22 protein-coding genes are annotated in these 18,672 nt (G+C 53.0%); 21 read left to right on the top strand and 1 reads right to left on the bottom strand.

Annotated elements, in window-relative coordinates; translation table 11 throughout:
• Positions 1 to 69: 69 nt before the first annotated feature.
• The 11 genes from JYE50_RS12930 (at position 70) to JYE50_RS12980 (ending at position 8,888) form a co-directional block, all read left to right on the top strand.
• Entirely contained in the window at positions 70 to 1,410 is a 1,341-nt protein-coding gene (locus tag JYE50_RS12930; protein WP_084096015.1) for an MFS transporter, read from the top strand.
• On the top strand, positions 1,403 to 2,068 hold the full coding sequence (locus JYE50_RS12935; RefSeq protein ID WP_179138341.1) for a Type 1 glutamine amidotransferase-like domain-containing protein: 666 nt from the start codon (positions 1,403 to 1,405) through the stop codon (positions 2,066 to 2,068). Before JYE50_RS12930 ends, JYE50_RS12935 begins: the two co-directional genes overlap by 8 nt.
• 52 nt (positions 2,069 to 2,120) lie before the next feature.
• A complete protein-coding gene (locus tag JYE50_RS12940; protein ID WP_084096017.1) occupies positions 2,121 to 2,693 on the top strand; it encodes a GNAT family N-acetyltransferase in 573 nt (190 codons plus the stop codon).
• Between the two features lie 181 nt (positions 2,694 to 2,874).
• The gene (locus JYE50_RS12945; RefSeq protein WP_084096018.1) at positions 2,875 to 3,543 is read left to right on the top strand and encodes a helix-turn-helix domain-containing protein; all 669 of its coding nucleotides are present in this window, start codon (positions 2,875 to 2,877) and stop codon (positions 3,541 to 3,543) included.
• Positions 3,544 to 3,563: 20 nt separating this feature from the next.
• Positions 3,564 to 4,013 carry a GNAT family N-acetyltransferase gene (locus JYE50_RS12950; protein ID WP_084096019.1) on the top strand — a complete coding sequence of 150 codons (450 nt, stop codon included), beginning with the start codon at positions 3,564 to 3,566 and terminating at the stop codon, positions 4,011 to 4,013.
• Positions 4,014 to 4,197: 184 nt separating this feature from the next.
• Positions 4,198 to 5,037 carry an AraC family transcriptional regulator gene (locus tag JYE50_RS12955; protein WP_084096020.1) on the top strand — a complete coding sequence of 280 codons (840 nt, stop codon included), beginning with the start codon at positions 4,198 to 4,200 and terminating at the stop codon, positions 5,035 to 5,037.
• 17 nt (positions 5,038 to 5,054) lie between these two features.
• Positions 5,055 to 5,606: a DUF6144 family protein gene (locus JYE50_RS12960; protein WP_084096021.1), complete on the top strand. Its 552-nt coding sequence runs from the start codon at positions 5,055 to 5,057 to the stop codon at positions 5,604 to 5,606.
• Positions 5,607 to 5,882: 276 nt separating this feature from the next.
• Entirely contained in the window at positions 5,883 to 7,631 is a 1,749-nt protein-coding gene (locus tag JYE50_RS12965; RefSeq protein ID WP_084096022.1) for a leucine-rich repeat domain-containing protein, read from the top strand.
• A 72-nt stretch (positions 7,632 to 7,703) separates the two neighbouring features.
• Positions 7,704 to 8,024: a nucleoside triphosphate pyrophosphohydrolase gene (locus JYE50_RS12970; protein ID WP_084096023.1), complete on the top strand. Its 321-nt coding sequence runs from the start codon at positions 7,704 to 7,706 to the stop codon at positions 8,022 to 8,024.
• Between the two features lie 232 nt (positions 8,025 to 8,256).
• Positions 8,257 to 8,658 (top strand): hypothetical protein, encoded by a 402-nt coding sequence (locus tag JYE50_RS12975; protein WP_084096024.1) that lies wholly within the window; start codon positions 8,257 to 8,259, stop codon positions 8,656 to 8,658.
• Between the two features lie 74 nt (positions 8,659 to 8,732).
• A complete protein-coding gene (locus JYE50_RS12980; RefSeq protein ID WP_179138342.1) occupies positions 8,733 to 8,888 on the top strand; it encodes a hypothetical protein in 156 nt (51 codons plus the stop codon).
• Between the two features lie 68 nt (positions 8,889 to 8,956).
• On the opposite strand, the gene JYE50_RS12985 is transcribed toward JYE50_RS12980, so the two are convergent.
• Positions 8,957 to 9,577, bottom strand: coding sequence for a helix-turn-helix domain-containing protein (locus JYE50_RS12985; protein WP_283399213.1), 621 nt, complete (start codon positions 9,575 to 9,577; stop codon positions 8,957 to 8,959).
• A 188-nt stretch (positions 9,578 to 9,765) separates the two neighbouring features.
• On the opposite strand from JYE50_RS12985, the gene JYE50_RS12990 reads away from it, so the two are divergent.
• The 10 genes from JYE50_RS12990 (at position 9,766) to speB (ending at position 18,666) form a co-directional block, all read left to right on the top strand.
• Positions 9,766 to 10,692: a tRNA-dihydrouridine synthase family protein gene (locus JYE50_RS12990; RefSeq protein ID WP_084096025.1), complete on the top strand. Its 927-nt coding sequence runs from the start codon at positions 9,766 to 9,768 to the stop codon at positions 10,690 to 10,692.
• 110 nt (positions 10,693 to 10,802) lie between these two features.
• A complete protein-coding gene (locus tag JYE50_RS12995) occupies positions 10,803 to 11,552 on the top strand; it encodes a CD3324 family protein (RefSeq protein ID WP_283399214.1) in 750 nt (249 codons plus the stop codon).
• A gap of 17 nt (positions 11,553 to 11,569) precedes the next feature.
• Complete coding sequence (locus tag JYE50_RS13000; protein ID WP_084096026.1) at positions 11,570 to 12,082, top strand: AAA family ATPase; 513 nt, start codon at positions 11,570 to 11,572, stop codon at positions 12,080 to 12,082.
• 156 nt (positions 12,083 to 12,238) lie between these two features.
• On the top strand, positions 12,239 to 12,799 hold the full coding sequence (locus JYE50_RS13005; RefSeq protein ID WP_084096027.1) for a Type 1 glutamine amidotransferase-like domain-containing protein: 561 nt from the start codon (positions 12,239 to 12,241) through the stop codon (positions 12,797 to 12,799).
• 32 nt (positions 12,800 to 12,831) lie between these two features.
• Positions 12,832 to 13,695 carry an AAA family ATPase gene (locus tag JYE50_RS13010; protein ID WP_084096028.1) on the top strand — a complete coding sequence of 288 codons (864 nt, stop codon included), beginning with the start codon at positions 12,832 to 12,834 and terminating at the stop codon, positions 13,693 to 13,695.
• An 18-nt stretch (positions 13,696 to 13,713) separates the two neighbouring features.
• On the top strand, positions 13,714 to 13,890 hold the full coding sequence (locus JYE50_RS13015; protein ID WP_179138345.1) for a hypothetical protein: 177 nt from the start codon (positions 13,714 to 13,716) through the stop codon (positions 13,888 to 13,890).
• The gene (locus JYE50_RS13020; RefSeq protein ID WP_084096029.1) at positions 13,890 to 14,762 is read left to right on the top strand and encodes an SPL family radical SAM protein; all 873 of its coding nucleotides are present in this window, start codon (positions 13,890 to 13,892) and stop codon (positions 14,760 to 14,762) included. Before JYE50_RS13015 ends, JYE50_RS13020 begins: the two co-directional genes overlap by 1 nt.
• A 729-nt stretch (positions 14,763 to 15,491) precedes the next feature.
• Complete coding sequence (locus JYE50_RS13025; protein ID WP_084096030.1) at positions 15,492 to 17,018, top strand: aminotransferase class I/II-fold pyridoxal phosphate-dependent enzyme; 1,527 nt, start codon at positions 15,492 to 15,494, stop codon at positions 17,016 to 17,018.
• Positions 16,961 to 17,815 (top strand): polyamine aminopropyltransferase, encoded by an 855-nt coding sequence (gene speE / locus JYE50_RS13030; RefSeq protein WP_084096031.1) that lies wholly within the window; start codon positions 16,961 to 16,963, stop codon positions 17,813 to 17,815. The genes JYE50_RS13025 and speE overlap by 58 nt, the downstream gene beginning before the upstream one ends.
• Positions 17,812 to 18,666: an agmatinase gene (gene speB / locus JYE50_RS13035; RefSeq protein ID WP_084096032.1), complete on the top strand. Its 855-nt coding sequence runs from the start codon at positions 17,812 to 17,814 to the stop codon at positions 18,664 to 18,666. The genes speE and speB overlap by 4 nt, the downstream gene beginning before the upstream one ends.
• Positions 18,667 to 18,672: the final 6 nt, after the last annotated feature.

Raw genomic sequence — 18,672 nt, forward strand, 5'->3', positions numbered from 1 at the left:
CGATCGGGACCTTTTCGTCCGGTCAGGCTTTGCGCCGCATGAAAACAAAAACATGTAAGGAGCAAAGCCATGAATAAACATTCTTTTAAACAACTTCACAGTTTTCTTTTGCTATGGGGATCACAAACCGTATCCCAGCTTGGGACGGCCATGACGGATTATGTGGTGATTATCTGGGTATACAGCCAGAGAGGAACCGCGTCCAGCGTGACCCTGCTGACAGTATGCACTTTCCTGCCGACAATCTTTTTCCGCTTCCTGGCCGGAAGTATGGTGGACCGGCAGGACAAAAAGCGGATCATGCTGATCGCGGACCTGGTGGCAGCCTGCGGAACGCTGGCTGTGTTTGTGTTGCATTCCGCGGAGGTTCTGCAGATCTGGCACCTGTATGTGATCAATTTCCTGCTCAGCCTCATGAACGCTTTCCAGGAACCGGCATCCTTTGTTGCTGTCAGCATGCTGGTGCCGAAGGAACAATATGCCCGGGTCGGTGGCCTGCAGGGATTCAGCGGAGCCGCTGTATCCATCCTGGCCCCTGCGCTGGGCGCGCTGTTGCTGGCTTCCGGCGGGCTGGACCTGGTGCTGATGATCGACCTGGCGACATTTGCCGTCGCTTTCCTGGTGCTGCTGTTCCTGATCCGGATTCCGGAGCCGGAACGTCAGGCAACGGAAGAGGAACCTTTTTCAGAAACCTGCCTGGCAGGGATCCGCTACCTGAAGGACCATAAAGCCATCCTGCGGATCACCCTGTTCCTGGCGGTGATTAACTTCCTGGCGAAACTGGGTAACGACGGAATGCTTTCTCCGTTTATCCTTGGCCGGACAGGCAATAGCCAGGCCGTGCTGGGCCTGGTGGAAAGCTTTACGGCCATGGGAGTGCTGGCCGGAAGCCTGCTGGCAACGCTGTTAAAACCGGCAAAGAAACGGACCCGGTTAATCTTTATTGCCACAGGCCTGGTTTTTTCCGGAAACATTATCCAGGGGCTGACTTCCCGCCCGTGGCTGTGGTGCGCGGCGGCGTTCGGCAGCTATCTGATGGCAGCCGTAATGAACGTGAACATGGATATCCTGATGCGGGAGAAGGTTCCGGTGGAGATGCAGGGACGGGTGTTCTCCGCGAAGAGCACCCTGCAGAATTTCACCATTCCGCCTGCGCTCCTGCTGGGCGGCTTGCTGGCGGATACGGTGTTTGAACCGTTTATGGCGGCAGGTTCCCCGGCGCAGCAGGCGCTGTACGGGTTTTTCGGGACAGGAAAAGGAGCCGGCATCGGACTGATGTTCTTTATCATCGGGATTGCCGGGATGCTGGTCAGTTTCACCCGGCTGCGGAAACCGGTCTACAGGGAACTGGACCGGACAGAAACAGATGCATTACAGAAAAAAGGGAACGGAGGAAACGATCATGAATAATCATAAAGCAATCGCATTTTTCAGCGGATTTCCGGACCGCAGGTTTACGGATGAAATTGCCGAACGCCTGGAAAAAGAACTGCCCGTGCGCCGGTGTATTGTGTTTATTACCGCCTGCCCGGTGGACTATCAGCAGAATGACGAGGACTCTGCCGGGATGCATAGGATGTTTGAGGAATACGGCATCGGCTTTGAACGCTTCTGTGTAGTCGATGCCAGGATGGAACATGCCGACGCGCAGAAGCGGGCCCGGGAAGCCGACTGCTTTTTCCTGATGGGCGGTGGTGTCTGCGCCGAGCAGATGCAGCTGATGCGTGACAAAGGCATCTATGATATTGTCCGGGACGGCCCGGCAATGGTCCTGGGCGTCAGCGCCGGATCCATGAACATGGGAAAAACCACGGTGGATATCTGGGAATCCCTGGTTCCGTATGAAGGGCTTGGGTTTGCTGATATCACGATGATCGGCCACTTCAGCTATGACGATACAGAACGGCTGCGTCTTATGAAAGCGGTTTCCATGGAAAGGCCTGTCTGCGCCATGGAGGATGAGAGCGCCATCTTTATCACAGACGGAAGAGTTGATATTATCGGCATTATTCACCGGATTGATAAGGGTGAAGTCGGGCTATTCACGGCAGAAGAAGTCAAATTTTGAATGAAAAACTTTGAATTTAATGAACTAAAACCGGAATTTGATGGAGGAAACTATGTTACAGGATTATCTGATCAATAAACCAATTCTTGAAACTGACAGATTGATTATTCGTACGCTTAACGAAAGCGATGTGGCTGATTTAAAAGAGTGGCTGGGAAGAGATGAAATCTATACATATTGGGGAAGAAAAGCAAACAGGAACGAGAAAAATCCTGAACTTATGTTTGGCCCTGATCCCCGCCCCTGGGTAAAAAGGAAACCTTCTCCTGATTTTGACTGGGGAATTGTATTGAAAGAATCCAATAAAGTGGTAGGCATGATTGCGATATTTGATATCCAGAATGCCAGAATGGGTGATATAGGATACAGAGTTAATCCGGAGTACTGGAATATGGGAATTACTACAGAAGCTTTAAAGGAAGTGATACGGTTTATATTTGAAAACACGGAAATAGAGCGATTGAACGGGCGTGTGGATGTAAGAAACATTGGCTCAAATAAGGTTATGGAAAAATGTGGTCTTATAAAAGAAGGAACCGTTCGCCAGGGGAAAATGGTTTCTGTTTATTGCGATTATAATATTTATGGTATGCTCAGAGATGATTATATGGGCTTGCTAAAGTAGAAGACGTCCGGCTCTGAGACGTACCCTTCCCGGAAAACAACGCAACCTGAAGTTGCGCAATTTCCTGAAACAGCGCCTGTAGGTTGGTGTGAAAGCTGCCTGCCCTGTGTTAATCTATCCTTGCGACGCGGAGCAAAGAACTGTCAGTAAAACAAATACAGCGTAAAAGGAGAAAAAAAACATGAGCTTTGGCAAAAACCTTCAGTATTTAAGGCAGCTGAGCGCGAATATGACACAGGAAGCGCTGGCAGAGAAGCTTAACGTAAGCCGCCAGACCATCTCAAAGAGGGAAATGGACGCGGCGAATCCGGAAATGGACAAGGCGATTGAAATCTGCAAAATCTTTAACTGCTCCCTGGATAATCTCTTCAGGGATGAAATGGACAAGCGCAGCGATGCCTATTCAAATCTCCGTACTGAGGAAGTCGAAGGATTCCGCTATGTGGAGTACACAGTGATCAGCCGTGAGCCGGAAGCGGACGCCATAGGCAGGATGTACAAATGCGCGGAAGAGAACGGGATCGCGGATCCGAAAGTCATCGGCTGGGATTTCCCGAAGGTATCGCAGGAGCAGGTGAATGTGTTCAACATGCACGGATATACCGCGGCACTGATCCTGCCGAAGGGTGTCACGCCTGAAGGGTATGAAATCAAAGAACAGCCTGCGCATAAATACGCCGCGATCCATATTGACAGGCCGTTTGACAATCCCTTTGTAACGATACCCGGAGCCTATCATACCCTGCAGGATTATATGAGGACGAACGGACTGATCCATGTGGAAAATGAAGTGATCCCCGGCTTTGAAACAGACGTCGAGGGCATGGATGTCTATATTGCCTGCCAGTAAAGGGACAGGGGGACAGATCTGTGAATGTACAGTTCATGAAAGCCGGGACTTCAGACGCCCTGGTGTTGAACAGCATCTCCAAACAGGCTTTCGACAGCGATGTGGAGGTGGGAGCTGCTTCCCCGGGCGGTCCGCCCGGATATCAGTCCGTCCCGTTCCATCTCAAAATGGCCAGGACGGACCATCTGTTCAAACTGGCTGATGAGAACGGCGTGATCCTTGGCGGCGCGATTCTGTTCCGCCAGGGGGACACGCTGAACGTCGGAAGGATATTCATTGATCCAAAGCACTTCCGGAAAGGGTACGGTATCTTCATGATGCAGGAAATCGAGACCCTGTTTCCGGAGGTAAAGGTTTTTACGCTTGACACTCCCGGCTGGAATACCCGGACAAACGCTTTCTACACCAAACTGGGGTATTCGGAAGTGAAGCGTGACAGTGACTTTATTTACTATTCGAAAAACCGCTGACGGAAAACAAGTATACCAAACGGATTCGTGCCCGCAGAGCTTTGACATTCGGCTCTGCGGGCTTTTTTTGTTTCCGGCGGTATGGTATCATCTGTGATGAAGAAACCGGACAAAACAAAGCAATCCTGAACAGGATTAATCTCATAAACGGCCTTATGATCAATTGCGAAAGGAGGGAGACCGGATGAACTGGGTCAAAACAATCAACGATGCCATCGAGTACATGGAAGGTCACCTGACGGATGAGATCACGCTGGCGGATATCGCGAAGCACGTTAACCTTTCCGCGTTTCATTTCCAGAGGGCGTTTTCCCTGCTGACGGACATGACCCCGGCGGAATACCTGCGGAAACGGCGCCTTTCTCAGGCCGGTGCGGATCTGGCGGGCGGAGAGGAAAAAGTCATCGACGTGGCCATGAAGTACTGCTATGATTCGCCGGAAAGCTTTACCAAAGCGTTTACACGGTTCCATGGCATTTCACCGATGCAGGTGAAAAAGGGAAGCCCCATTCAGTTCATGAACCGGTTTACCGTCCACATGACAATTGAAGGAGGCAGTATCATGGAGTACACAATTGAAAAATGGGAAGCGATGGATCTTCTCATGCATGCTAAAACTTTCCATGCCGAGACAAGCGAAGAAGAGATCCCGAAGTTCTGGGATGAGTATTATGCCCATGAAGAATACCGGAAAATCCCGGGCTATCTCGGACTCTGCGCGCAGCAGAAGACGGACAGCGATGAGTTCCGGTACGGCATCGGCTGCAAAGCTTCCGATGTGGAAGGCATCCCGGAAGGGTTCGAGATCATCCATATTCCGGAATATACATGGGCGGTTTTCAAATGCGTCGGACCGACACCCAAGGCAATCCAGGCCATGTGGGAAAAGATCTACAAGGAATGGCTGCCGGTTTCCGATTATGAACTGATCCCCGATTATGACATTGAGAACTACCTGCCCGGAGATCCGTCTTCCCGGGATTATGTCAGCGAGATCTGCATTCCTGTCAGGAAAAGCAAGTGATGGGGAGGGAATGAACAATGCCGAAGAATGATAATCCCCAGGTGCGCCGGTTTCTTGCCAGTATGGAAGAGCACGGTGAGCGGGAAGCCGGTATCCGGTTTTCCGAAGAGAATCCGCTGTCAAAATCCGCCAACGCGGACAAAAAGGTGAAATGGGCCAAAGAGCTTTGCGCTTTCCTGAACGATCACTACGATGATGAGACGATCAAAGCGATCAGGATGGACTGCGCGTGCGGACCGAAATACGGATACGGCGGCAGCAAGCTCAAAGCGGTGTATGACAGGAACCGGGATCCGAAAACTTTTGTGGATCAGGCAAACGCGCTGGACCTTGGCTTTTCGCTGGAATATGACGGAACAGCCTATTACCTGATCTATCCGCAGTGCTACTGTTCATGCGTGAGCCGGACTGATGAAAAGCTGCCCAAGGCCTGGTGCTACTGCACGCTCGGGTATTCCAGGAGAATGTTTGGATATGTATTCGGAAAAGAAGTCGGGACGGAGCTGATCAGCAGCGTCAAACAGGGAGACGCTGTATGCAGGATCAAAATCACAGTTCAGGACGCATGACCGGTATTTGCAACTGGATTGCTTCGATTACTGAAAACGGACACCCTTCACGGGTGTCCGTTCTTGTGTTCCGAATGCATTGACATAACTGTATCCCGATAATAGAATCGAAAACAGCGATGCCAAGGGGTTTTATACATTTGCCGATCCAGGACAGCAGGAAGAGATTTACTCAGAACAAATCTATCGGTACTGCTTCGAAAGAAAACACAGTCCATTTTCGTTTGGTGTATAGAAGGATACAGGCGATTAAACTGAAAACAGGAGGAACTGCAGATGCGGCGCAGACTGATAGCTTTTCTGATGATGCTGGTCATGATTATTCCGGCCTGCGCGATTGTTTCGGGGGAGGAGACAGAATACACGGTCACGCTTCCGAAGACAGCAACGGATATGTATGACTATCAGGGAAATGTTAATATTGCGGAAGCGACAGACATTTTTGTCGAGGAAGGCAATGAAACGTTTCGGTCAATAGACGGCGTGCTGTTTACCAGGGACGGTAAGACTATGTTGATGTACCCCAAGGGACGAACGGAGGACCGATATGTCGTTCCGGAGGGAACCGAACGGATTGAGAGCAGTTTTGAATTCTTTGAAGAATCCTATGAAGATGATGAGGGCAACCAATACTATTATGAAGAGGGGTGCAGGATCAAAACGCTGGTGCTGCCCGCGTCATTCCGGTCATTTGAGCTCGAAGATAATTGCCTTTATTTTTCAAAAATAGAAAGGTTTGAGGTTGATCCGGGGAACCCTTTTTTCTGCGCGATTGACGGCGTTTTGTTTTCAAAGGACCGGAAGGTGCTGGCTGCGTATCCACAGGGCAGGCCGGATAAAAGCTATACTGTTCCGGATGGCGTGCTTGAAATTGGTCCGTATGCGTTTTATACAAACCGGAATCTGACCAGTGTGTTTATTCCTGACAGTGTGCAGGTGATAGAGGATCATGCCTTTCAGGAATGTCGTTTACTTGAAACTGTCCGGCTGCCCGATCATATGGACAGGATCGGCTTTGGGGCTTTTTGCGCATGTCATGAGCTTTCCGGAATAAAGATTCCGGAGGGATTGACAGAAATGGAGGGTGAAATGCTGTGGGGAACCGCACAGCAGGGGGCGCTTCATATTCCGGAGGGGATCACTCAGATTGGCCAGGATGCGCTTCGCTTCCAGTATACTGTGACAGATATTTATTGGCCTGACAGCCTGGAATGCCTTGTAGATGATATAGATGATGGAGCCGTTAAGAAAGGATCAGATGCTCATTTATACATGGTCTTTGGATGGAATGATGTGCGCCTTGTGGACTTTGCCGTGGTGATGCATGCGCATGAAGGGACACCGGCGGCAGAATGGGTAAAGCCTTATCCGCACGTGATCGCGCCCAGGGGAGTGGATACAATGGATGCGGATGGCTATGCGGAATTGTGTACCCGGCTGATGCGGGAGGCGGGCTATCCCGATGCTGTCATCTGTTATAATCCGGAGATGGAATTGATGGCTGTAAAACCGCTGGTTGCCTATAACCTGCATAAAGCCGTTGCGGTGTTTAAGGATCAGGGAAAACTCCTGTTATGCGGCTTTGATGATTCGGACGGAGAATGGGGACTCCGATGGGTGAATGAGAACTTCCTTGATGACGGCAATTTGCCGGTTGGGATGTCATTCTACGGAGAGGAAATGCTGGAAATCATCCTGCCGGATGCAGGCAAGCCCCGGGAGGAGAACGCCTTTGCCTATTATTTTGATGCCCGGACGCTTATGCTGGGATCAGTCCATTATTATACGGATTATATGTTCTATGAATATAAAGAACTGTGGAAATGCGGTGTGCAGGATAATACGATCATATATGTTTCTCCGGATACATGGGCACTGAATGTAGAAGACGGAGAGGTTTGGTGGAGTCTTGCGGAAGACGGAGCAGTATTCGCGTCACGTTCCCTGGAACCGGGTATTGATAATCTGATGACCGCATCGAGGATGCCTTATCCGCCGGAAGAACCCGAAACAGAGGATCAGTAAATAATCTGCAGCCGAACGAACTGCTTCCTGCGGTTACAAAACAGAAATACATCAAACAGATCGGAGAATGCTATGAAAACAATCAAATATTACAAACTTGTCCGGGATAAAATCCCCGAACTGATTGAAAAAGAAGGAAAACAAAGCGTCTGTTCTGTTCTTTCTGACGAAGAATACCTGGAATTCCTGGACCGGAAACTGTCAGAGGAACTGGAAGAATACCTGGAAGACAAGTCGATGGAAGAACTGGCGGATCTGCTGGAAGTGATGATGGCCGTGGCCAAAGCACGGGGCAGTTCCATCGAAGAAATTGAAAGAATCAGGCAGCAGAAGGCTGATAAGCGAGGCGGCTTTGAAAAGAAGATCCTTCTGGAGGAAGTGCGCATTGTATGACGGGGATCCCTGTGCCTGTTTCTGACGGCTTCAGAACATTGATAACAAGGAAAAATTACGGTATAATACCTTTACTGCGGCGACCGGAAAGACAGTAAACAGGGCAGACTGTAAACCACCATTTTCTGTGATGGCCTGTTTTGTTTTATGCTGTCTGCGGCGCTCATACCGAAAAAAGACGGAATATACCCAGCCGGACAGGCAGAAGTACAACCGGAGGATGAGATCGACGATGAGATTCAGGCATACGAACAGGCCGGGATTCCTGATCGGCCTTACCGATTTCATCACCGCCGGCTTTTTCTTTTTGTTTTATATGCCGCATGGCGGACTGCAGGACGAACTGGATGAGATCCTGCAGAAAAAGACGCAGCGGTATTGGAAAGCTTATCTGCTAGGGATTCCTACCCTGTTTATCTATACGCTGATCTGGATGGCACAGATCGCGGAAGAACTGAAAGCAAAAGCCGGGGAACTGGGGATAGAGGGCCCGCATACATCCCGGAGGCATATGGTTGGATGGTGTACGATCGGTTTTCCGTTCTTTGGTCCGATGATCGCCACACACCGGTTTTTCCGGACACTGAACAGGGTTGAAGCTGAACTGAACCGCCGGAATACGGCAGCAGGATAACCCTCCGGGCGCCCTGACAGGAAATTCCCCGCTTTATGTCGAAATAGAATAACAGGCAGAAAGCGGAGGAACATATGAACAACAAGTATGATCCTTTGTCGAAGGCGAAAAAGGGCGAACGCCCACAGGATCCCCCTCAGGAATCGCCCAAGGACTGTCCGGAAGCTACAGTCCTGATTAGTGTTGATGATTTTTACGACCTGCTGATGGAACAACAGGAGCAAATGTAGTATTGCCTGAAAAAGCCCGGGAGAGGGATTGATCCCCGTCCGGGCTTTTCTTCATTTTGGTGTGCCGGTCATTCCCCTAACAGGATCGTCCGGATATGTTCATCGATCCGGGATGAGCTCAACCCCTGCTGAACCAGAGGCAGGATGACTTCACGGCTTTCCCGGGTGTGGGGCAGTTCGGAGGCAAGTCTGCCGGCTTTGTCCTCCCTGCCGGCTTTCAGGTACAGGAAGCACAGGGCTGCCCGCAGGGTTGCTTTCTGCTTTTCATTGGCGGAGAGCGGCAGTCCCCGCTCGATCAGCTCAATGGCTTCAGCTGTATCACCCTTCAGGGCCAGCGTGGCTGCCAGGCCCAGGATCATGCCCGGCATGTTCGGATAGATCAGCAGGGCTTCCCGGTAGGTCTTTTCAGCCTTGTCATACTCTCCGTTTTTCTGGTATTCCACCGCGGTCTTGTGAATGTTGTAACGGGTCTCTTCCGCCCGGATGGCATCCATGCCGATGAGCAGGTCAACGCTCGTCTCAAAGATATTGGCCAGTGCCGGGAGAAAGGCAATATCGGGATAGCTCTCACCGCGTTCCCACTTGGAAACGCTCTGCGCGGTGATCCCCAGGAACTCTGCCACTTCCTCCTGTGTCAGGTCTTTCGCGATCCGGTATTTCTTCAGGTTTGCCGGTAGATACATCATCATCTGTTCCTCCATTGTGATATTTCAGAACGTTCTGTAAGCACATCATACCACGGATCGGCAGAAATCCAATGGCGCAATAGTTGTGTTTTGTTCAACCGAGGTGAAGTGAGACGGACGGAACTGTCCCTGATGCCCCGGATTTGACGGTTTTCAATTGCCGGGATCCGGAGTATGATGAGGATACAGGAATGGCTGAAGGAGGAAAGGGATTGACCATTTATTTCGCGCCGATGGAAGGCATGACGGACGGGATCCTGCGGCAGACCCATCACAGGATTTTCGGGGGAGTTGACGTCTACTGCCTGCCGTTTCACAAGCTGACCCAGTCCCTGTCCCTGCTGACCCGGGAGGAACGGGATATCGCTCCGGAGGAAAACGAGGGCCTGAATGTGCTGCCCCAGGCGCTGACACGGGATCCGGAACAGCTGTCCGCATGGCTGTATTATGTCAGTGAATGCGGTTATTCCTGCGCGGACCTGAATCTCGGATGCCCGTCCCCGACGGTGACCAAACGGGGCCGGGGAAGCGGCATGCTTCAGGACCCGGGTTACCTGCGCACTTTCCTGGACCGCCTGTTCTCCAACACCCTTCCCGTATCACTTTCCGTCAAAACCCGGATTGGATATGAAAGCCCGGAGGAATGGCCGGAGCTGGCGGACCTGTTTGCTGACTATCCCTTTGCCCATGTGACCATCCACGCCCGGACCACAAGGGAACAATACACCGGCGCGGTTCATCCGGAAGCCTTTGAACTGGCACTGCGGAAGGGAATACCGCATCCGGTTTACAACGGAGACCTGCGGACGGTGGAAGACGTCCGGGCATTTGAGGAACGTTTTCCCGCGGCGGAAGCCGTGATGATCGGCCGCGGCCTGCTGGCCGATCCAGCCCTTGGCCGCCGGATCCGGGGCGGGAAAGAAGCAAGCGAAGAAGAACTGAGGAACTGGTATACGGCCCTTTATGAAGGATGGAGGGACCGGTTTGACAGAACGATTGCCCTTGGCAGGATCAAGAAGCTGATGGAATGGCCGAGTGAAGGGGATATCCGGCGGAAAAGGCTGCTGCGGAGGGCTGATAATATCGAAAGCTGCATCAGCGCGGTGCTTGGAGAGTGAAAAAGGTGCCGGATCCATAACCGGCATTTGTGTAAGGAACGGTTACAGGTAAACACGGTATAGAACCGCGGTCACAAATTCCCTACAATCATGCACGAAAGGAGGTGCGTATGATGGCTTACAGAAACGCGCAGGAGATTTTTCCGGAAGGTCTCCTGAAGCAGATCCAGCGGTATGTCTCCGGCGAAACCATTTACATTCCGGCCGGGGAGGAAAGAAAAGCCTGGGGCGAGACATCCGGATACCAGCGCTATATCCGGGAGAGGAATGAAGAGATCCGTTCCGCTTTCGCAAAGGGTCTTTCCATTGAGGAACTGATGGACAAGTACGCGCTCTCCTATGATTCCATCAAACGAATCGTGTATAACAGGAGGGAGACCGCAATGCTGAAATACAGCGCAACATTATCATCCGCGAAGGCCTATGCCGACGCGGGCAAACTGGATGCATGGATCCATCTGTACCTGAATGAGGAAGGACGGAACATTCCTTTTTCCGACGGCCTGAAACTTTTTGACCGGTATTATTTCAGCCCGGCGGAGTTTCCGGTGAGCCTGTTCAAAAGATGCGCGGGCCCGGAACCGGAAATGAAATACCGGATAGACAAAGACTGGTGGGAACAGCGGGTCGCGGGGCTTGAAAAGTCTATCCAGTCCGATCCGGACATGCCGCCGCTGATCGTCCATTATACGGACGGGGAATTTGAACTGAATGACGGAAACCACCGCCTCCAGGCTTATGAGAACCTCGGGATCGAAAAGGCCTGGGTGATCATCTGGATCACGGAGGAAGCGGAACGGGACGACTTCATGAACAAGTACGGCGAATATGTGAAAAACTGCAAGGTTATCCGCCGGTAAGACAGGACGTGCATCCAATGAGACTGATTGTGATTACAGGAACCTGCGGCGCGGGGAAATCCACGCTGCGGGACAGCCTGCCGGGAATGCTGGATCCGGAACGCTATGCCTGCGTTGATTCGGACGAAGTCGGGCTGAACTGGTGGGATTACGCCGGAACCGACCGGGAGGAAAAGTACGGAGAGGATACCCTGAAGCGGGCTGCCGGCATGGCGGCGGGGAAGGATCTGGTGTTTGTATCCTGCCTGAATCCGCAGGATTATTTCGCAAGGGCAGCTGCGCCGGAAGAGATTACAGCAACTTTTTTCATTGCCCTGTGCCCGCCGGATGAAGTGATCGAAAAGCGGCTGAAAGCCAGGCCTGAAGAGCGGGGATTTACCTCGGATGAGATTATCCGGCCGCACCTGGAATATAACCGGTGGTTCCGGAAAAACCGGGGAAAGTTTTCACTTTTTCTTGATAACGGAAATGAAACAGTGGAGGAAACCACCCGGAAAATCGCGGCGTTTATCCAAACTTTACCCGGATAAGGACATCAAACAGACCAGCCCGGCATCATGCTTCTGATGCCGGGCTTTCTCATGAGATTTTCATCAGATTATTCATTTGTTCGCCTTCCTATCAATGGGGCTGCATGATAAAATGATGACAGCAGTTTTGAATCGGGAATTCGGGAGGGAAGAACGATGCGCGTTATGCTGACATCCTGCGGACTGGAGACTGAAAAGATAAAGAACCATTTTCTGGAAATGCTGGGCAAGGATCCGGCCGATGCCCTGGCCCTTTTTATTCCGACCGCAGCGATTGACGCGGATGCTGTGGCGGTGCTGCCCAAATGCATGGAGGACCTGCTGAAATGCGGCATTCCCAAAGAGAATATCAAGGTGTTTGACCTGCATGAGAGCATTCCGGAAGACGAACTGAAAGCTTTTGATGTGATCTATTTCTGCGGCGGACGGACTTCCTACCTGCTGAACAGGATCAATGCCACCGGATTCCGTGATTCGCTTTTGTCCTACATTCGGGATAACGGTCTTGTGATCGGCGTCAGCGCGGGAAGCATCATTTTTGCGAATAACCTGCCGGACAACCTTGGGCTGCTGGACACAAAGCTGGATGTTCACTGCGACAAGAGCAGCTTCAGCGGAAAAGTAAGCTTCCCGCCGGATGAGAATATCAGGCTGTCCAATAACGCCGCCATGCTGATCCGGAGCATTCCGGATGACGCGGAGATCATTGACGACTGATCCTGACGCTGTCAGATGAACTGGGGAGAAAAATGCTGTATCTGAGTACATTCACTTTTCCGGGTGAGGAAGCTGAAACCGACTTCATGTTTAACCTGAAGACCACTTATGATCAGTCGGTCTATCCCTACCGGATCCTGCCGAAGGCCGGCCTGGACGAGATCGTTTTCCGCCCGGTCACGATCCTGTACGGGGGAAACGGAAGCGGAAAGAGCACGGCGCTGAACGTAATAGCGGAAAAGCTGGGGCTGAAGCGGAACAGCGCATATAACCGGTCCCGGTTTTTTGAGAGCTTTGTGAACAGGTGCCAGGTGACCCTGGAGGAGGCGGTTCCCCCGGAAAGCCGGATCATTACCAGCGATGACGTGTTTGACATGATGCTGGATATCCGCTCCATCAATGAGGGGATCGACCGGAAACGGGAAAAACTGGCGGAGGAGTATTATGAGCTGAAGCGGGAACGCTTCCGGATCAGTTCCCTGGATGACCTGGAGCATCTGCGCCGGATCACCGATGCCCGGAAGAAGACCCGCAGCCGGTTTATCGAAGGAGAGTCCGGAAAGACCGTTCGGGAGCGTTCCAACGGAGAAAGCGCCCTCATGTTTTTCCAGACAAAGATTGAGCCGGATACCCTGTGCCTGCTGGACGAACCGGAAAACAGCCTCAGCCCGGAAAACCAGATGATCCTGTCGGACTTTCTGACGGATTCCGTCCGGTACTGCGGGAACCAGCTGGTGATCAGCACTCATTCACCTTTCCTGCTGGCTTTCCCGGGAGCGAAGATCATCAACCTGGATGACGGATCCCGGGTGGTGGACAGCTGGACGGAGCTGAAGAATCCCAGGGTATATTATGACTTTTTCAAAAAGCACGCTGATGAGTTTGAGGGAAACTGACGGAACGGAGGGACATCCGTGGAAGAAACGAACGGGGAACCCAAAACCGCGGAGATGAAGAAGCGGGAACTGTATTTCCGGCAGAAGGAACTGCTGGATACATTCCTGGAAAACGGCGCGATCAGCCGCGCCCAGTATGACAAGTCCCTGGGGGATCTGACGGTGAAGATGGGAATTGACCCGGAGGAACGCTGATGCATTTTGTGGACGCAAAGGGAATCCTGACCGGCGGCAAAGGCCGTTTCGGGATGAATATCTACCGCGGATGCTCCCACGGCTGTATTTACTGTGACAGCCGGAGCAAATGCTATCAGTTTACCCATGCGTTCGAAGACATTGAGGTGAAGCAGAACGCGCCGGAGCTGCTGGAGCAGGCCCTGAAGTCCAAACGGCAGAAGGCCATGATCGGAACCGGCTCGATGTCCGATCCGTATATGCACTGTGAGGAACAGCTGGGCCTGACCCGGAAATGCCTGGAGATCATCTGCAAATACGGGTTCGGTGCGGCGATCCAGACCAAATCCGACCGCATCCTGCGGGATATCGACCTGCTAGAGGAAATCAACAAAAGAGCCAAATGCGTTGTGCAGATGACCCTGACTACCTGGGACGAAAAACTGTGCGGGATCCTGGAACCCAGCGTCTGCAATACGCAGCGGCGGGTGGAGGTGCTGGAGGAAATGCGGAAACGGGGAATTCCCACGGTTGTGTGGCTGTCTCCGATCCTGCCCTTTATCAATGACACACCGGAAAACATCCGGGCGATCCTGGAAGCCTGCGCGCAGGTACAGGTGAAGGGAATCATCTGTTTCGGTATGGGGCTGACGCTGCGGGAAGGGGACCGGGAATACTATTACGCCGCCCTGGACAGGCACTTCCCGGGACTGAAGGAAAGATATATCCGGACCTATGGGAACGCCTATGAAGTTCCCAGTCCAAAAAGCCGGGAGCTGATGCATCTCTTCAGAACCTTCTGCCGGGACCACGGGATCATGAGCACGCCGGAGGAATGCTTCGGGTATATGAGTGAACTCCCGGACAGGTTTGAGCAGATGACACTGTTTTAAGAAATTCACAATTCATAATTCAGAATTCATAATGATAGTATGTGTGACAGGAAAACGAGGTTTCATCACTCCTTTCAGTCGGTCGAAATGACATCAAAACGCTGTGAATAATCCAAAGAAGCGAACTTAATCTCCTCCCGAGGACTCTTTCCACCGGACCATATATCACCCGACCTCAGGGAAGCCGGCAGCAAGAGATCTCCGTTCCTTTAATTATGAATTGTGAATTATGAATTCTGCATTATTTTCATTTTCCCCTTGACGGACAAGCTGAAAATGATAATATATTCCCAGCGCTTTCCTGAGAGAGGCAGGGAAGAGGGAATATTAAGACAAGGTGATTTTGTCATCAGCGTCTTAAGCAATTTACGGGACCACTCCGATACGGAGTCGAGGCCATACGGACAGCCGGGTCCACTGCCGATGGGCGGTTTCCGCCCCTATTGATTGAGTTAAAAGCTCAGTTTTATAAGTTGGTTACTTTATAACCGAAATGCGTAATACACGCAAACTTGTGAAATGGTCAATAAGAGTAGTAAAAGTAAGTATTGCTATATAGACTCTGTATGCCGAGCACCACAGATATTCCGTTCCAACCTCTTTGCCGTGCCTGAAACGGCGGGCGTAACTGCCTGTATGCCGTGAAGGACAGGGACAGGAACCTGACTGCATGTGGATAATAACGCAAGTTGTGTGATTACAGCTTGCGTTTTTTGTTTGAGGTGGAGTATGGGAAAGTACTTGTACGACCAGTCCAGGGCGCCGATCTACGAGGCGCTGGAGCGCTTCCGCGAAATGCGGGTGGTGCCCTTTGACGTGCCGGGCCACAAGCACGGAAAGGGCAATCCGGAGCTGACGGCGTTCCTCGGGGAAAAATGCGTGGGTGTGGACGTGAACAGCATGAAGCCGCTGGACAACCTGTGTCATCCCGTGTCTGTGATCCGGGAAGCGGAGATCCTGGCCGCGGACGCTTTCGGCGCGGCCAACGCGTTCCTGATGGTGGGCGGGACCACAAGCTCTGTGCAGAGCATGGTGCTGTCCTGCTGCAAGCGGGGAGAGAAGATCATCCTGCCACGGAATGTGCACAGGAGCGTGATCAACGCCCTGGTGCTCTGCGGCGCGGTGCCGGTTTACGTCAATCCGGACGTGGACCGGAAGCTGGGTATCTCCCTGGGCATGAGTGTGGACCAGGTCCGCAAGGCTATCCAGGAAAACCCGGACGCGGTGGCTGTCCTGGTGAACAACCCCACCTATTACGGAGTCTGCAGCGACCTGCGCACCATCGTGAAGATGGCGCATGAAGCCGGCATGCTGTGCCTGGCGGATGAGGCCCACGGAACCCACTTCTACTTCGGCGACGGAATGCCGGTGACCGCCATGGAGGCGGGGGCGGATATGGCCGCGGTCTCCATGCACAAGAGCGGCGGCAGCCTGACCCAGTCCAGCCTGCTGCTGACCGGGGAACGGGTGAATGCCGGCCATGTGCGTCAGATCATCAACCTGACCCAGACCACCTCTGGCAGCTATCTGCTGATGTCCAGCCTGGATATCAGCCGCCGGAACCTGGCCCAGCGCGGCAAGACCGTGTTCCGGAAGGTATCCGAGATGGCGGAATACGCCCGGGAGGAGATCAACGCGGTGGGCGGCTACTACGCCTATGGCCGGGAACTGATCAACGGCGATTCCATCTATGATTTTGACCCCACCAAGCTGAGCGTGCATACGCGGGACATCGGCCTGGCGGGCATTGAAGTTTATGACATCCTGCGGGATGAATATGATATCCAGATCGAGTTTGGCGACATCGGCAACATCCTGGCCTACCTGTCCATCGGTGACCGGATGCAGGAACTGGAACGGCTGGTGAGCGCGCTGGCGGAGATCAAGCGGCGGTATATGAAGGATCCCTACGGCCTGCTGAGCCAGGAGTACATTGCTCCTGAAGTGGTCTACAGCCCCCAGGAAGCCTTCTACGCCAACAAGAAGAGCGTGCCGCTGAGCGAAAGCGAGGGCTACATCTGCAGTGAGTTCGTGATGTGCTACCCGCCGGGAATCCCGATCCTGGCACCCGGTGAGCGTATCACGAAAGAGATCCTGGACTATATCGTCTATGCCAAGGCGAAGGGATGCTCCGTGACGGGCCCCGAGGATCCGATGATCGAGAATATCAACATTATCAGGGAGGAGGAGAAGGTCTCATGGAACTCTGGTTCAGTGAATGCCATGCCCCGGATGTTAAGCACAGCCTGCGGGTAAACCGGCACCTGTACTCCGGGAAAAGCGAGTACCAGCAGATCGACATCTTCGACACCCCTGAATTCGGCCGGGTGCTGGCCCTGGACGGAAACGTGATGCTGACGGAACGGGATGAATTCATTTACGACGAGATGATCACCCATATCCCCATGTCCGTTCACAAGAACGTGAAGGACATCCTGGTGATCGGCGCCGGGGACGGCGGGGTGGTGAAGGAACTGACCCGCTATGATACGGTGGAGCGCATTGACCTGGTGGAAATGGACGGACAGGTGATCGAGGCCTGCCGCACTTACCTGCCGGAGAATGCCTGCAAGCTGGATGACAGCCGCGTGCACATCTATTTTGACAACGCGCTGCGGTTTATCCGGCGGTGCACGGATGAATATGACCTGATCATCGTGGACTCCAACGATCCCTTCGGTCCTTCCGAAGGCTACTTTACCCGGGAGTTCTACGGCATCTGCTACAACGCCCTGCACGAGGACGGGATCATGGTGAACCAGCAGGGAAGCCCGTTTTACAAGCACGACGCAGAGGCCATGCAGCGGAGCCACAAGCGGATCGTGAACACCTTCCCGATCAGCCGGGTTTACCAGGCACATATCCCGACCTACGCGGCGGGATACTGGCTGTTCGGCTTTGCCAGCAAGAAATACCATCCCATTGAAGACTTTGATGAGGAACACTGGAAGAGCCTGCACCTGAGCACGAAGTACTATACGACCAAGCTGCACATCGGCTCTTTTTACCTGCCGGCTTACCTGGAGAAGATGCTTGAGGAGGTGGAAGCGTGAACCGGAATGTTGAGACCTTTATCGGCTGCGACAGCGCCTATGAAGACGCGGGGATCGTGCTGTTCGGCGCTCCTTTTGACTCCACAACAAGCTTCCGGCCCGGCGCCCGGTTCGGCTCCGCCGCCATCCGCCATGAAAGCTTCGGCCTGGAAACCTACAGCCCCTACCAGGACAGGGACCTGGCTGACATCAGCGTGTTTGACTGCGGGGACCTGGAGCTGTGCTTCGGTTCCGCGGAAGCGGCGCTGAAGGATATTGAAGAGAAGGCGGGAGAGATCCTGCAGGACGGAAAAATGCCTTTCCTGGTCGGCGGCGAGCACCTGGTGACGCTGGGGGCTGTGCGGGCGGTCATTGAAAAGTATCCGGACCTGCATATCATCCACTTCGATGCCCACGCGGACCTGCGGGATGATTACCTGGGCGCGAAGCTGAGCCATGCCTGCGTGATCCGGCGCTGCCAGGAACTGACCGGCGACGGCCGGATCCACCAGTTCTGCATCCGCAGCGGGGAAAAGGCGGAGTTTGAATTCGCCAAAGCCCATACGGACATGCACAAGTTCAGCTTTGAAGGCCTGGAGGATCTGACGGAAAAGCTGGCCCGGGAGCAGGTGCCCGTTTACCTGACGGTGGACCTGGACTGCCTGGATCCGGCCCTCTTCTGCGGAACGGGGACGCCGGAAGCAGGCGGGGTGAGCTTCACGGAACTGCTGAATGCGATCCTGACGGTGAGTAAGCTGAACATTGTCGGAGCCGACGTCAATGAACTGGCTCCCATGCTGGACGCAAGCGGCGCGTCCACGGCCGCGGCCTGCAAGATCGTGCGGGAAATGCTGCTGGCCCTTTATCAATAAGACAGA

The organism is Aristaeella lactis, assembly GCF_018118585.1.
Classification (GTDB): Bacteria; Bacillota; Clostridia; order Christensenellales; family Aristaeellaceae; genus Aristaeella; species Aristaeella lactis.